The organism is Tissierella sp. QWL-11, assembly GCF_058683765.1.
The window spans coordinates 2,263,586-2,279,543 of the sequence record NZ_CM178750.1 but is presented as its reverse complement, the minus strand read 5'-3'; the positions used below and the strand labels follow the sequence as shown (position 1 = coordinate 2,279,543).

Sequence of the window (15,958 nt, the reverse complement as noted above, 5' to 3'; positions counted from 1 at the left end):
AAAATGAAGACTATGATTATTGACAATAGGAAAATAGAGTTTGATGCTGAGAAGAATGTTTTAGAAGTTGTAAGAAAAGCTGGAATAGACTTACCTACCTTTTGCTATCATTCAGAGTTAAGTATCTATGGAGCTTGTAGAATGTGCATTGTAGAAGATGAAAGAGGGAAGATATTTACATCATGTTCTACTATTCCTAAAGATGGAATGAAGATATTTACGAATACATCTAGATTGAGAAGATATAGAAAGACAATATTGGAGCTTTTACTTTCAAATCATGATAGAGATTGTACAGCTTGTAATATTACAGGAAGATGTGATTTAAGAAAACTATCCCATCGTTTCGGTATAGAAAATATTAGATTTGATGAAACAGATAAAAATTTACCAATAGATGATTCGAGCTGTGGAATAGTAAGAAATCCTAATAAATGTATATATTGTGGAGACTGTGTAAGGGTTTGTGAAGAAGTCCAGGGAGTTGCAGCCCTAAGCTTTACTCATAGAGGATCTAATATGAGAATATCTCCTGCTTTTAATAAAAATATTGGAGAAGTAAATTGCGTAGATTGCGGTCAGTGTAGAACAGTTTGTCCTACTGGAGCAATTACTGTAAAAGACGATAGAGAAAAGTTTTGGGATGTTGTATCTGATAGTAGTAAAAGAGTAGTAGTACAAGTTGCACCAGCTGTTAGAGTAGCTCTAGGAGAAAGATTTGGTTTGTCCTCTGGTGAAGTAACTATAGGAAGAATAGTAGCATCATTGAGAATGATGGGTGTAGATGAAGTTTATGACACAGCTTTTGCTGCAGATATGACTGTTATAGAAGAGAGTAATGAGTTCTTAGAAAGACTTACTAGTGAAGAAGATCTACCTTTATTTACTTCCTGTTGTCCAGGATGGGTTAAATTTGCAGAACACAAGTATCCAGAGTTAAAAGACAATATTTCTTCTTGTAAATCTCCACAGCAAATGTTTGGAGCAGTAATAAAGGAATATTATAAGGCAAAAGATAAAGAAGAGAATAAGGAAACTGTAATGGTTTCTGTGATGCCTTGCACAGCTAAAAAAGCTGAAGCAGCTAGAAAAGAATTTGAAATTAATGGAGTTAGAGATGTAGATATAGTTATCACTACTCAAGAATTAGCTAGAATGATCAAAGAAGCTGGAATTATCTTTGACAATTTAGAAGATGAATCCTTTGATATGCCTTTTGGTCTAGCAAGTGGTTCAGGAATAATCTTTGGAGCTACTGGTGGAGTTACAGAAGCTGTTGTCACAAGATTGCTAACTGACAAACCAGATCATTTAGCTAAAGATATAATATTTAAAGATGTTAGAGGTTTAGAAAATATTAAAGAGGCAGTTTTTGAATTCAATGGTAGAGATATTAGGATAGCAATAGTTCATGGGTTAAAAAATGCAGATGAATTAGTTAAAAAAATAAAATCAGGAGAAAAGGAGTATGATTTTATTGAAGTTATGGCTTGTCCAGGCGGATGTGTTTCAGGTGGAGGACAGCCAGCACCTATTGATACTAATATGAGAAAAAATAGAGCCAAGGGACTTTACAAAATAGATAGAACATCATTTATTAAAAGCTCAGAGCATAATCCCCTAGTAACATCCTTATTTGATGGATTATTAAAACACAGAAAAGACTTGATTCATGTTCCAAAGGAAATAGATAAAGAATAATATATTATTTTAGGGATGGTTTTACTGCAAAGTGGCAGAAAATCCATCTCTAAATACAGAGTATTAATAGCGTATTTGACAGGGATTTTAGAAAGAGTAAATAAAAGAGGAATAAAAGTTAAATATCCATAACAAATTAAGAAATTAATGTGTTTTTATTTAGAGTAGAATTTTATTTTGATTATTCTATTCCAAATTGGGCAAATATATTGTATAATAAGAATGTAGTATTTTAAAAAAGTTAATATTATTTAAAAAAAGTTTGAAAACTTTCAAACGATAATGGCAAACTTAGAGAAATCTAAGGACGCAAAACTATAGGGCCTTAAAGGGCAGCCAGTTACCGAAAGGGGAGTTCGCTTTGTTTAAAGGGAGAATTTATTTATTATTAGTATTTTTACTATTAATTTCGCCTATAAGTGAAGTCTATGGACAAGCTATGTATTCTTATGGAGTACACAGCAAAGGACATTTAGATATAGGTACCTCAAACTATGGAGATAATATGAGGTTATTAGTAGAGAAGGATAAGGAAAAATATTATTACAGTTTAAGTAGTAATCTTGAATCTATTCCACTACAACTTGGGAATGGTAATTATACAGTAAAAGTACTAGAAAATATTCAAGGTAAGAGATACAAAGTAGTTTCAAAAGAAGAAATTATTTTAAAAGAGTTCAACAAAAATACAGCTTTTTTAGCATCTGCTCAACCAGTTTATTGGGATAAGTCATCAAAGATTTCAGATTTAGCAAGTGAAATTACTAAAGATGCACAAACTGATATTGAAAAGATAAAAAAAGTATACAGTTATGTTTTAGAAAATATAGAATATGATGATTATAAAATAGATGATTTAAAGGATAATTATGTTCCTAATATAGATGAAACTTTAGAAACTAAAAAGGGTATATGCTATGATTATTCTGCAGTTTTTGCAGGAATGCTTAGATCTTTAAATATTCCTACTAAATTAGTTAAGGGATATAAGAATGATTTAGACTCATATCATGCATGGAATGAAGTGCTTATAGATGGAGAATGGCATATCATAGACACAACTTATGATGCAGCTTTACGAAGTGGGAATATAGATGTTAAAATGATAAAACAAGCTAATGAATATGAAAAGACAAGAGAGTATTAAATTTCACCCTAACTATTGTTAGGGTGAAATTTGGAGATTAAGGACAAAGAAAGTCAAAGTCAAGGAGGACTATATGGCAGGTTTAAGTAATATTATTGAAAAGTTTATTATAGATATGATTAAAGATGCTAATAATGGAGTAATAGAAATCCAAAGAAATGAAATGGCACAGAAGTTTGAATGTGCTCCTTCCCAGATAAATTATGTACTTTCTACTAGGTTTACTCCCTATAAAGGATATTATATAGAGAGTAAAAGAGGCGGTGGTGGGTATATAAAGATAATAAAGGTTAAAATAAATGAAGATAAAAATATGAGTGATTTAATAATAAACACCATTGGGAATTCTATAACTAAAAATAAGGCATATGATATTTTGGAAGGTCTCTACCAGGAAGGTATTATTTCTGAAAGAGAGAAAAACATTATAAAGGCAGCTATCAGTGAAAGAGTTTTAAAAAATGATTTTATAGACATAAATACAATTAGGGCAAATATTTTAAAAAATATTCTTCTAATTTTAATTGAATAAATGGGAGGTTAAAATATGATATGTGATTCATGTGGTAAAAATGAAGCGAATTTTCACTATACCAAGATTATCAATGGAAAAATGGAAGAAGAACATTTATGCAAAGAGTGCGCCTTTACACACTATGATTTTGATTTAAATAAACCTATATCCATGGATAAATTTTTCACTGGATTAATTGGCAATAAGCAAGAGTCGAAGGAAGACATAACAGATTTAAAATGTGAAGATTGCGGACTTACCTATTCAGAGTTTAAGGAAAGAGGAGAGTTTGGGTGTAGTAGATGTTATGTAAGTTTTAAAGATAAAGTAGAGCCTTTAATAAGAAGCTTACATGGACACAATGTTCACAGAGGTAAGATTCCAAAAAGTTCTGATGAAAAAATTTTCTTAAGAAGAGAAGAAAAAGATTTAAAACTAGAATTGGAATATTCTATTAAAAAGGAAGAATTTGAAAGAGCAGCTGTTATTAGAGATAGATTAAAGGATATAAAAGTAAAACTAAAAGATTATGAGGGGTGATACTATGGCTCTATGGCTAGAAGGTCTTTCAGTTGATGATGATGTGGCAATAAGTACTAGGGTTAGAGTAGCTAGAAATCTTTCTAAATATAAGTTTCCATCCAATATGTCTATAGAAGATAATGATGCTCTAGTATCAGATATATTAAATAGTGCAAAGGATATAATGGACAACGAGTACAAATATATGAGAACCCTAGACTTGTCTAAGACAGAACAACAAAGCTATGTGGAAGACCATTTGATAAGTCCTAATATGGTAAAGAAAAAGGATAGAAGTAGCTTTTTACTTCGAAAAGATGAAAGGGCTACTATTATGATAAATGAAGAGGACCATATAAGAATTCAAACCCTATTTTCGGGATTGAACTTAAAAAAAGCTTGGGAGCTGTGCTCTAAGATAGATGATGAATTGGATAGGAGTTTAGAGTATGCATATGATGAAAAACTTGGATATCTAACTTCTTGTCCTACAAATGTAGGTACAGGACTTCGTGCTTCTGTTATGGTACATCTTCCTTGTATTACAATGACTGGAAATATAAATAGTGTGGTTGAGGGTTTGAGAGAACTGGGTATAACAGTGAGAGGTATATATGGAGAAGGCTCCAGGGCTTTAGGAAATCTATATCAAATATCAAATCAAACCACATTAGGAGAATCAGAAGAAGAAGTAATGGATAAATTAGATAAAGTTATTAGACAAATAATTTCTAAAGAAAGAAGTATTAGAAATTATTTAAGAGAAAATATGAGCATAGAACTACAAGATAAGATATATAGATCTTTTGGAATTTTAAAGTATAGTAGAATTTTAAATTCAAAAGAATCCATGAGACATCTTTCCAATATTAGACTAGGTTGGGAATTAGGAATCTTGGAAAACCAAGGATATAAAGACATAATAAAGGTTATGATAGATATTCAACCAGCAAATATTCAACAAGGAATTGACAAGACTTTAACTGAAAAAGAAAGAGATATAGTTCGTGCGAATATAATTAGAGAATTTATTTTAGATATGGAGGGATAATATGGCTATGTTTGGAAGGTTTACAGAGAAAGCCCAAAGAGCCATTGTATTAGCTCAAGAAAAGGCAAAAAAACTAAAACACAATTATGTAGGTACAGAGCATCTTCTTTTGGGAATAATAGCAGAGGATACAGGTGTTGGAGCTAAAAGTTTAAAAGAAATGGGAGTAAGTTTAGAAAAAACTGAAAATCAAGTTTTAAAAGTCATAGGTGAAGGTGAGAGTGCTTCTGATATATTAGGATTTACTCCTAGGACTAAAAGGATATTTGAACTTAGCTTCATGCAAGCTAGGGAATTAGGTCATAATTATGTGAGTACAGAGCATTTGCTTCTAGGATTATTGGCAGAAGGTGAGGGAGTGGCAATTGTCATATTAGAACAACTTGGGGTTGATCTAAATCAATTGGCTAAGAAAATAGTAGAAAAGATTACTGATAATACTAATAAAAATTCTCAGAGCGGAGAAGTCAAGAAAAATCCAGGTACTAAAAATCTAGAAAAATATAGTGTGAATTTAAATAAACTTGCAGAAGAAGGAAAAATAGATCCTGTAATAGGAAGAAAGAAAGAAATTGAAAGGGTAATTCAAGTTTTAAGTAGAAGGACTAAAAATAATCCAGTTTTAATTGGAGAACCAGGGGTAGGGAAAACAGCAATAGCTGAAGGTCTTGCTCAAAGGATAATAGAGGGAGATATTCCTGAAATTATAAAAGATAAGAAAATAGTTACATTAGACCTTCCTGGGATGATAGCAGGAGCTAAGTACAGAGGCGAATTTGAAGAAAGACTTAAATCTACTATGAATGAATTAAAAGAAGCTGGAGATATTATTTTGTTCATTGATGAAATTCATACTATTATAGGAGCTGGAGCAGCTGAAGGAGCCATAGATGCTTCGAACATATTAAAACCTGTATTAGCTCGCGGAGAACTTCGAATGATTGGGGCAACCACTATAGAAGAATATAGAAAAAATATAGAAAAAGATTCTGCCTTTGAGAGAAGATTACAGCCTATTGTAGTAGAAGAACCAAATGTAGAAGATACCATAAAGATATTAGAAGGTTTAAGAGATAAATATGAAGCTCATCATAGGGTAAAGATTACGGATGAATCTATAAGGGCAGCAGCAGAGTTATCCCACAGATATATAACAGATAGATTTTTACCAGATAAGGCTATTGATTTAATAGATGAAGCTGCTTCTATGATTAGAGTAAATGCATATGTAGCTCCTAATGAATTAAAGACATTGGAAGAAAGATTAGAAGAGCTTCAACATGAAAAAGAGGAAGCAATTAATAGTCAAAACTATGAAAAGGCAGCAAGTATAAGAGATGAAGAGGGGAAAATAAAAAAAGAACTATCTGATAATAAGATACAATGGCAAAAAAGAAAACAGACAACTAATATGGTAGTAGGATATGAAGAAATTGCAAAGATAGTCTCAGACTGGACGGGAGTTCCTGTAAGTCGTATGACTACTGAAGAATCACAAAGATTATTATCTTTGGAAGATGAACTTCATAAAAAGGTAGTAGGACAAGAACAAGCAGTAGATGCTGTTTCTAACTCTGTGAGAAGGGCTAGAGTAGGACTAAAAGATCCAAACAAGCCTATAGGTAGTTTTATATTTGTAGGGCCTACAGGAGTAGGTAAGACCCATCTAGCTAAAGCTTTATCAAGTTCACTTTTTGGTGATGAAGACTCTATGATTAGAATAGATATGAGTGAATATATGGAAAAGCACTCTGTATCTAGATTAGTAGGTTCTCCTCCAGGATATGTGGGGTATGATGAAGGTGGACAATTAACTGAAGCAGTTAGAAGAAAGCCTTACTCTGTAATTTTATTTGACGAAATTGAAAAGGCTCATCCAGATGTATTTAATATGTTATTACAAATTTTAGATGATGGAAGGCTTACAGATTCTAAAGGAAGAACAGTAAACTTTAAAAATACTGTTATCATAATGACTTCAAATGTTGGTGCAACCTCCATTAGAAAACAAAATGTATTAGGTTTTTCAGCCTCTAAAGATGATGTAAACAAATCTGAATATGATAAAATGAAAGAGACTATTACTGAAGATTTAAAGAAAACTTTCAGACCAGAGTTTCTAAATAGGCTAGATGATGTAATAGTATTCCATTCTTTAAAAGAAGAACAAATAAAAGAAATAGTAGATATAATGATAATAGATTTAGAAAAGAGAATGGAAAAACTAGATATAAATATTCATGTTACTGAGAAGACCAAAGAACATATCAGTAAACAGGGTTTTGATGCTGTGTATGGAGCAAGGCCTTTAGAAAGAGCCATAAGAAAGATGATAGAAGATCAATTGGCAGAAGAAATTCTAAGGGGAAATTTGTCTAAAGAAGATAAAATAGTTATAGACTATGAAGATGAGAAATTAGTATTTAATAAAGAATAAGAAAAGGGCCATTAAAAGAGATTTAAAGAGAAGTTTTATCTTTTAATGGCCTTACATAAAGGAGAAACATATGAAGAAAAAGACTGTCTATATTTGTAGTAATTGCAATTATGAATCTGTAGGTTATATGGGAAAATGTCCAGAATGTGATTCTTGGAATACATTAGTTGAGACAGTTATATCTAATAAGAAAGGATCTAAATCTCATTCTACAAAGGTGAAAAAAAAGAATATATTAAGGCTTAAAGAGGTTAAGTCTCAAAATAGTAATAGAATAGTAACCGAATTGAAAGAATTTAATAGAGTTATGGGTGGGGGAATAGTAAGAGATAGTGTTACAATTTTATCTGCAAAACCAGGTGCAGGTAAATCTACTCTTTTACTACAAGTTGCAAATGAACTTGCAGCTAATAGTTATAAAGTATTATATGCATCGGGAGAAGAGTCAGAATCTCAGATAAAATCAAGGGCAGACAGAATTATAAAGAATATAGATTCAAATCTATGGGTGATTTCTGATAATAGCTTGGATAATGTATTAGAGTTTATAGAAGAAATAGATCCAGATGTTATAATAATTGATAGTATTCAAACTTTTACCCTAGAAGAATTTGCTAACTCACGAGCAGGATCTCCAACTCAGACTATGGAATGTGCCCATGAACTTGTAAAAGCTGCAAAAAATCCAGGCAGACCTAGAGCAGTGTTTGTAGTAGGGCAAATGACAAAAGATGATGAACTTGCAGGGGTGCGTGCCCTTGAGCATTTAGTTGATACAGTTTTAATAATTGAAGGAGAAAGTGGAGAAGAACTTAGAACTCTTTTGACGACAAAAAATCGTTATGGATCAACAGGAGAAATGGGATTTTTTAATATGACTGAAGAGGGAATGATTTCCATAGATAATCCATCTGAATATTTTATGACCCAAAGAGAAGACGAGCTAGTTTCAGGCAGTGCAATAACTGTAGTAAGAGAAGGGACAAGACCTATTATACTGGAGATTGAATCCCTAGTATCTCATTCCTTTACTCCATATCCATCAAGAATAGGAGAATGTATAAAGAGAGAACATTTAAACACACTAGTATCTATATTGGAAGAAAGGGGAGAAATAAAGTTATTTGATAAAAATGTAGTCATAAAGACTACTGGTGGGATAAAATTAAAGGAGCAAGCTTCAAACTTAGCTGCAATAATGAGTATTGCTTCTTCGGTGTTTCAAAAAGGGATACCAAGTGACACTGTATTCATATCTGATATAGGATTGACTGGGGAGCTAAAAAGGGTGCCTTCCTTAGAATCAAGACTTAGAGAAGTGGATAGGATGGGATTTAAGACTGCATATATAGCACCTGGAAGTTTAAAAAATATAGAATTTAAAAATCTAAACATAGTTAAATTGAAGACGTTAAAAGATGTGATAAATCATTGCTTTTATTAAAAGCCTAACTCATGGACTAAAAGTTTAGTTCCTGAGTTAGGCTTTTTTTATTTTAAGCTAAATATCCCTAGAGTTTCGTTTCTTTTGTATTCTTTTTCTAAAATATCATGAAGATCTAAGTCTAGAGTATTACAAAATGCAGTAAGATAGAATAGGTAATTTCCAATTTCCTCCTCCAAGACATCTTTACAGCTGTCACATATCTTACCCTCTAAGTGGGTGCTTACTTTGTTTATTATCTGATCATAAGATTCTGCATTAAAATCTTGTTTTTTACCATTTATAGATACGCATCCACAAGTAGTAATAGATTTTGCTAAGGCTCTATTTATCCTAGAGTTGTATTCTTCAGTCTTTGTCATTATATCTAATATGCTTTTATGTCTAACTAAAAATTTAGATACTTGGTCCTGGAAATCTCTGCACATATTCGTCTCTGTATAGGTTTCATTTATTTTGTCCATAACTTCCTCCCTGTCAAAGTTTTTCTTATGATTTCATTATACTTTTATGGACAAGGAGTTGTCAAATGGTTTAAAATTATTTAAATAAAAAAAAGAGTTGACATTGCTAAATAACCTGTGATAAAATGTAAGCTTTACAACAGCTATGTATTGGTGTATAATAATATGGGACACTTTTATAAGGAGGTTGTAAAATGTTTAATATTGGAGATAAAATCGTATATCCTATGCATGGTGCAGGAACAATTGATAATATTGAAGAAAAAGAAATATTAGGCGAAAAGAGAAAATATTTTATAATGAGAATGCCTATAGGCGATATGAAAGTGATGGTACCTGTAGGAAACTTAGAAGATGTTGGAGTTAGGGAAATCATTAGTGTAGATGAAATGAATGAAATTATCCATATACTTGAAGGCAATAAATCTAAAATGCCTAAGAACTGGAATAGAAGATACAGAATAAATATGGATAAAATAAAATCTGGAGATATATATGAGATAGCTGCTGTAGTTAGAAATCTTATGCTACTAGATATAGAAAAAGGTCTATCTACTGGGGAAAGAAAGATGTTAAATGATGCCAAACAAATGCTTATATCAGAAATAGTATTAGTTTGTGATTATACTGTTGAGGAGGCAGAAGAAGCAGTAGAGAAGGCTGTAAATACAATTATAGAAGAAGAAACAGATGAAGAGATAAAATAAGATTAAGAACTTAAAGAGGATATTAAACAATCAAAAATAATTTTTGATTATTTATACACCTTGTTATATATTTTATATATATGGTAATAAATATATATAGGAGGTGAGATATTGATAGATAAAATAATGAGAACAGTTATAGGATTACTTGGTGGACTTGTGGGCTTTGGTTTAGTTGCTTTATTTGAATCTTTAGAGATAATTGATATTTCAAGTGTGGGCTGGATTCCTTTAGCCATTCGTTTAGGTTTTTCTTTAATATTTGGAATTATTTTCTTTTTACTATCTCCTAAAATTATGGCGAAGGGCAGAAATGTAGTAGGACTTATGGAAAATGAATTACAAAAAATTCCAACTTATGATATGGTTTTAGGATCTATAGGGCTCATAGTTGGGCTTTTAATAGCATATCTTATAAGTCAGCCTGTTTATAACCTTGATATACCATATTTAGGAACGATTATGTCGGTTGGATTATTTGGGATATTTGGCTATTTAGGAATAAGAGTTTCAACTACTAAAAGAGAAGATATTACAAAGGCCATATCGAGCATAGGTAATAGTAAAAAGAATTTTAAAGAAAAGAAGGATATAGTATATAAATCCTGTCCAAAGATACTAGATACAAGTGTGATAATAGATGGCAGAATAGCTGATATCTGTAAAACTGGATTTATAGAGGGGCCGTTGGTAATACCTGAGTTTGTACTAGGAGAATTACAACATATAGCAGATTCTTCTGATGGTTTGAAGAGAAATAGAGGTAGAAGAGGCCTTGATATACTTAGTATAATTCAAAAAGAATTAGATATTGAAATAATTATTCACGATAAAAAATTTGAGGATATACCTGAAGTAGATGCAAAGCTTTTAAAATTAACTCAGCTTTTAAATGGAAAGATAATTACAAATGATTATAATTTAAATAAAGTCGCTGCAGTCCAAGCGATTCCTGTATTAAACATAAATGAATTGGCAAATGCTGTGAAACCTGTAGTGCTACCAGGAGAAGAGATGGTAGTGGAAGTTGTAAAAGATGGTAAAGAATCTGGTCAAGGATTGGCTTATTTAGATGATGGAACTATGATAGTTGTAGAATCAGGAAAGAAATTTATAGGTCAGACAATACATGTGATTGTGACTAGTGTATTACAAACTTCAGCTGGAAGAATGATATTTGCGAAGCCTAAATCTATGATGGATAAAGCAGTATAAGACCCCTAGGGGTCTTATTTGTTTTTAAAGGATTTTTAAAGTTGTTGTTTTATTATTCATACATTATGCTATAATAATAAAATGAGAGGTGAAACTGATGTATAAAAATCACTATGTTTCTGTGATTATTGCTGCAGCAGGAATGAGTAATAGAATGGGAAGTAAAATCAATAAACAATTTATAGCCATAGATAACAAACCCATATTAGTTCATACTATAGAAAAATTTGAAAAATGTAAATTTGTAGATGAAATAATATTGGTTTCTAAAGAAGAAGAAATAGAATATTGCAGAAAAGAGATAGTAAAAAAATATAAATTTAAAAAAGTAAACAATATAGTTAGAGGTGGCAAAGAAAGACAGCGTTCTATATACAATGGACTTCTCGCCTTAAATGAAAGTACTGATATAGTATTAACCCATGATGGAGCAAGGCCTTTTATAAAGGTAGAAGATATAGAAAAGGGCATAAGAGGTGTAGTGAAATATGGTGCCTGCGTAATAGGAGTTCCTGTTAAAGATACTATAAAGGTAGTAGAAGATGAGGACAAAGTACACCATACACCTAAAAGAAGTTTGTTATGGTCAGCTCAAACTCCCCAGTGTTTTTGGAAGAATTTGATAAAAAAAGGATACGAGCATGCTATAAATGAGTCTATAGTTGGCACAGACGATAGTTCCTTGGTGGAGAAGATAGGTCATGATGTAAAGATGATAATGGGAAGTTATGATAATATTAAAATTACAACTCCAGAAGATTTAATCATAGCTGAATCTCTTTTTAAGGATAGGGACTATATTTATAAAAAGAGCTTTATATTTGAAAGTAGGTGATAATATGAGAATTGGATTTGGATATGATGTGCATAAGCTGGTAAAAGGACGAGATCTGATACTGGGAGGTGTGAAAATCTCCTATGGCAGAGGACTATTAGGGCATAGTGATGCTGATGTATTAATTCATTCAATTATGGATAGCATTTTAGGGGCTTTAGCTCTAGGAGATATTGGCAAACACTTTCCAGATACTGAAGAGGAATATAAGGATATAGATAGTACACTATTACTTGGAAGAGTAAAAGAAATCATGGAAACATCTTCATATGAAATAGGGAATATAGATGCTACAATAGCAGCTCAATCTCCGAAATTAGCCCCTTATATTGAAGAGATGAGAGGGAATATAGCTAAAATACTAAATACAGATATTAAAAATATAAATATAAAGGCTACAACAACAGAAGAACTAGGTTTTGAAGGAAGAAAGGAAGGTATTTCCTCCTATAGTGTTTGTCTTTTAAAACAAATGTAGTCTTTTCTTTTGTAAATAGATAGAGTGGAGTGATTATATGAGAATGTCAAATTTATACATGCCTACATTGAAGGAAAATCCTTCTGAAGCAGAAATACCAAGTCATCAGCTATTATTAAGAGCGGGTATGATTAGAAGATTAGTTAGTGGAGTTTATTCATATTTACCCCTTGGATATAGAGTTGTAAGAAAGGTTGAGGAAATAGCTAGACAAGAAATGGATAAAGCAGGCTCTCAAGAATTACTTATGTCTGCAATTCAACCTAGAGAGTTATGGGAAGCTACAGGTAGATGGGAAAATTTTGGTCCGGAGATGTGGAAATTAAAGGATAGAAATGATAGAGAGTTTTGCCTAGGGCCTACTCATGAAGAGTACTTTACAAATCTTATTAAAAATGAAGTGAACTCCTATAAGCAATTACCTCTTAATCTATATCAAATTCAGACAAAATATAGGGATGAAAAGCGTCCTAGATTTGGGCTGATGAGAGGTAGAGAGTTCATAATGAAAGATGCATATAGCTTTGATGTAGATGAAAAGTCTATGGAAAAAGCTTATAATATAATGTGGAAAGCTTATGACAATGTCTTTACTAGGCTTAGATTAAATTATAAAGTTGTACAAGGAGATACTGGAGCAATGGGAGGTAGAGTTTCCCATGAGTTTATGGCTATGTCAGATGTGGGAGAAGGATTAATTGCCCATTGTAAGACTTGTGACTATGCTGCTACAGATGAGAAGGCGAAGGTAGTTTATAGAGTAGATAATAAAGATGCTCAAGAGTTAGAATTAGAGAAAGTTCATACTCCTGGAGCTAAGACTATAGACGATTTAGTAGAGTTTTTTGGCATAGACAAGGATAGATTTGCAAAAGCTATAATATATAAAGTTAATAATGAGGAAAATGTAGTAGTTATAATTCCTGGAGATAGAGAATTAAATGAAACAAAATTATTTAATTACTTAAAAGTTTCATCTCATGAAGTAGATATGGCAGAAGAAAGTGATATATTAGAAATAAGTGGAGCAAACAAAGGCTTCACAGGCCCTATAGGATTGAAGAAGGGGACAAGGCTAATAATCGACTCTAGAATAAAAGAGATGAAAAATCTAATAGTTGGAGGGAATCAAACAGATTATCACTTTAAAAATGCCAATTATAAAAGAGATTTTGATGGTGAAATAGTAGATGACCTACTAATGGTTAGAGAAGATGATATATGCCCCAAATGCGGAGATAGTCTTTTAATGGATAGAGGAATTGAAGTAGGAAACATATTCCAACTTGGAACTAAGTACTCTGAAGGGATAGGAGCTAAATTTCTAGATGAAAATGGCAAAGAAAAACCCTTTGTAATGGGTTCTTATGGAATTGGGATAACAAGATCTGTTTCAGCTATTATAGAAGAATATCATGATGAAAAGGGTATCATCTGGCCTATAAATACTGCTCCTTATGAAGTTATAATAACTGTTATAAATATCAAAGATGAAACTCAAATGAACTTATCAGAAAAAATTTATCAAGATCTTAAAAATAAAGGAATTGAAGTTTTAATAGATGATAGAAAAGAAAGAGCAGGAGTTAAATTTAAGGATAGAGATTTAATAGGTATACCTATACAGATAACTGTAGGCAAAATGGCAATTGAGAACAAAGTTGAATACTCTCTTAGAAAAGATGGAGAAAAACAAGAAATAAATGAAGAAGAAGTTTATGATATGGTGAAAAAAGAAATAGACAAGTTCTATGATGAAATAAATTTGGAGGTGTAAATATGGGTGAAGTAAGATTAAGATTTGCTCCAAGTCCTACAGGATATCTTCATATAGGAGGACTTAGAACAGCTTTATATAATTATTTATTTGCAAAGGCTAATAATGGGAAGTTTATACTTAGGATAGAAGATACAGATCAAACTAGATTTGTAGAAGGAGCTATTGAAAATTTAATTGACAGTTTGCATTGGTCAGGAATAGAATATGATGAAGGTGTGTTTGTCAAGGATCACCAGATAGTTCAAAAAGGAGAATATGGACCATATATTCAAAGTGAAAGACTAGATATCTATAGAAAGTATGTAGATGAATTGATAGAAAAGGGGCATGCCTATTATTGCTTTTGTTCTAAAGAAAGACTTGACAATTTAAGAGAAGAACAAAAGATAAAGGGTTTAGTTCCAAAATATGATGGACTATGCAAAAGCGTTTCCTTAGAAGAGGCTAAAAAGAGAATTGAAAATGGTGAAGATTATGTAGTAAGATTGAAACTTCCTCACAATAAAGATATAAAGTTTCACGATCTTGTAAGGGGAGATATAAGTATAAATACATCTGATATAGATGACCAAGTTCTTTTGAAATCAGATGGATTTCCTACCTATCATCTAGCAGTTGTAATTGATGATCACTTGATGAAGATTACACATATAGTTAGAGGGGAAGAATGGCTATCATCTACTCCAAAACATGTATATATGTATGAGGTATTTGGATGGGAAAAACCTATATATGTTCATCTTCCAACTGTGTTAAATAAAGATAGAAAAAAACTAAGTAAGAGACAAGGGGATGTTTCTGTAGATGATTTTAAAAACAAGGGATATCTTCCTGAAGGTTTAGTTAATTACCTTGCTTTAGTAGGTTGGAGTCCAGAAGATAATGAAGAAATATTGACTTTAGAAGATATGATAGAGAAATTTTCCTTTGAAAGAGTATCAAATACAGGAGGAATTTTTGATAAAGACAAACTAGACTGGGTAAATGGACATTATATTAGATCTAGTTCTTTAGAGAGAATTACAGATTTATCTATACCTTATTTAATAGAGGCGAACCTTATAGATGAGGAGTTCTCTAAAGAAAATAGACAATGGTTAGAGATTTTAGTAGATTCAGTTAGAGAGGGATTATCATATATCTCAGAAATAACAGAGCATGTAGAGTTTATGTTTGAAAACCAAGTTAAAGTAGAAGATGAAAAGGCTTTAGAGATGTTAAAAGTTGAGACTACTCCAAGTCTTCTAGAGGCAATAAAAGAAGAACTTGGAAGTATCGATGAAATAGATGAAGAATATGCAAATAAATTTATGAAAACTATTCAAAAGAAGACAGGAATTAAGGGGAAAAATCTTTTTATGCCTACTAGGGTTGCTCTTACTGGTAGTTTACATGGACCAGAATTTGCTAAAATCATATATCTATTAGGAAAAGAAAATATATTAAATAGAATAGATTATATAGAAGAGAAATACTTGTAGGGATAATAGTTGTAATTATGTCACTTATCCTGTAGAATAGAACTATATAAAAGTTTTGATAAGGAGAGTAAGTTTTATAATCTTTTAGAGAGGGACTCCCACCGGCTGAAAAGAGTCCTAAGTAATTATAAAGCCCAAGTGCACCTTTGAACTATTGTCTGAATTATTAGGACATATCGGCT

14 protein-coding genes, 1 riboswitch and 1 other annotated feature (1 of these 16 only partly in view) are annotated in these 15,958 nt (G+C 31.6%); of the genes, 13 read left to right on the top strand and 1 reads right to left on the bottom strand.

The annotated features are described in order from the left end of the window. Window positions 1–3 precede the first annotated feature (3 nt). From AC4PG3_RS11385 to radA, 7 genes are all read left to right on the top strand, one after another. Window positions 4–1,701: a [FeFe] hydrogenase, group A gene (locus AC4PG3_RS11385; RefSeq protein ID WP_492196747.1), complete on the top strand. Its 1,698-nt coding sequence runs from the start codon at window positions 4–6 to the stop codon at window positions 1,699–1,701. 274 nt (window positions 1,702–1,975) lie between these two features. Further along, window positions 1,976–2,049: riboswitch (cyclic di-GMP riboswitch) on the top strand. A gap of 13 nt (window positions 2,050–2,062) precedes the next feature. Continuing rightward, window positions 2,063–2,848, top strand: coding sequence for a transglutaminase-like domain-containing protein (locus tag AC4PG3_RS11380; protein ID WP_492196746.1), 786 nt, complete (start codon window positions 2,063–2,065; stop codon window positions 2,846–2,848). Window positions 2,849–2,921: 73 nt separating this feature from the next. Further along, complete coding sequence (locus AC4PG3_RS11375) at window positions 2,922–3,380, top strand: CtsR family transcriptional regulator (protein WP_492196745.1); 459 nt, start codon at window positions 2,922–2,924, stop codon at window positions 3,378–3,380. Between the two features lie 15 nt (window positions 3,381–3,395). After that, window positions 3,396–3,902 (top strand): UvrB/UvrC motif-containing protein, encoded by a 507-nt coding sequence (locus AC4PG3_RS11370; RefSeq protein ID WP_492196744.1) that lies wholly within the window; start codon window positions 3,396–3,398, stop codon window positions 3,900–3,902. A gap of 4 nt (window positions 3,903–3,906) precedes the next feature. Next, window positions 3,907–4,935 carry a protein arginine kinase gene (locus AC4PG3_RS11365; protein WP_492196743.1) on the top strand — a complete coding sequence of 343 codons (1,029 nt, stop codon included), beginning with the start codon at window positions 3,907–3,909 and terminating at the stop codon, window positions 4,933–4,935. A 1-nt stretch (window position 4,936) separates the two neighbouring features. After that, window positions 4,937–7,372, top strand: a complete 2,436-nt coding sequence (locus AC4PG3_RS11360) for an ATP-dependent Clp protease ATP-binding subunit (protein ID WP_492196742.1) — start codon at window positions 4,937–4,939, stop codon at window positions 7,370–7,372. 70 nt (window positions 7,373–7,442) lie between these two features. Further along, window positions 7,443–8,816, top strand: a complete 1,374-nt coding sequence (gene radA, locus AC4PG3_RS11355) for a DNA repair protein RadA (RefSeq protein WP_492196741.1) — start codon at window positions 7,443–7,445, stop codon at window positions 8,814–8,816. 47 nt (window positions 8,817–8,863) lie between these two features. Here the strand turns inward: radA and AC4PG3_RS11350 are convergent, their stop codons facing one another. After that, window positions 8,864–9,280 (bottom strand): nucleoside triphosphate pyrophosphohydrolase family protein, encoded by a 417-nt coding sequence (locus AC4PG3_RS11350; RefSeq protein WP_492196740.1) that lies wholly within the window; start codon window positions 9,278–9,280, stop codon window positions 8,864–8,866. A 194-nt stretch (window positions 9,281–9,474) separates the two neighbouring features. On the opposite strand from AC4PG3_RS11350, the gene AC4PG3_RS11345 reads away from it, so the two are divergent. The 6 genes from AC4PG3_RS11345 to gltX all read left to right on the top strand — a co-directional run bounded on the left by AC4PG3_RS11345 (window position 9,475) and on the right by gltX (window position 15,776). Further along, window positions 9,475–9,987: a CarD family transcriptional regulator gene (locus AC4PG3_RS11345; RefSeq protein WP_492196739.1), complete on the top strand. Its 513-nt coding sequence runs from the start codon at window positions 9,475–9,477 to the stop codon at window positions 9,985–9,987. 111 nt (window positions 9,988–10,098) lie between these two features. After that, window positions 10,099–11,202, top strand: coding sequence for a PIN/TRAM domain-containing protein (locus AC4PG3_RS11340; RefSeq protein ID WP_492196738.1), 1,104 nt, complete (start codon window positions 10,099–10,101; stop codon window positions 11,200–11,202). Between the two features lie 97 nt (window positions 11,203–11,299). Then, window positions 11,300–12,037, top strand: a complete 738-nt coding sequence (ispD, locus tag AC4PG3_RS11335; protein WP_492196737.1) for a 2-C-methyl-D-erythritol 4-phosphate cytidylyltransferase — start codon at window positions 11,300–11,302, stop codon at window positions 12,035–12,037. Window positions 12,038–12,041: 4 nt separating this feature from the next. Then, entirely contained in the window at window positions 12,042–12,515 is a 474-nt protein-coding gene (gene ispF, locus AC4PG3_RS11330; protein ID WP_492196736.1) for a 2-C-methyl-D-erythritol 2,4-cyclodiphosphate synthase, read from the top strand. A gap of 37 nt (window positions 12,516–12,552) precedes the next feature. Further along, the gene (locus tag AC4PG3_RS11325) at window positions 12,553–14,292 is read left to right on the top strand and encodes a proline--tRNA ligase (RefSeq protein WP_492196735.1); all 1,740 of its coding nucleotides are present in this window, start codon (window positions 12,553–12,555) and stop codon (window positions 14,290–14,292) included. Window positions 14,293–14,294: 2 nt separating this feature from the next. Beyond that, on the top strand, window positions 14,295–15,776 hold the full coding sequence (gltX, locus tag AC4PG3_RS11320) for a glutamate--tRNA ligase (RefSeq protein WP_492196734.1): 1,482 nt from the start codon (window positions 14,295–14,297) through the stop codon (window positions 15,774–15,776). Window positions 15,777–15,822: 46 nt separating this feature from the next. Next, window positions 15,823–15,958, top strand: a binding site (T-box leader) (it continues 71 nt past the right edge of the window).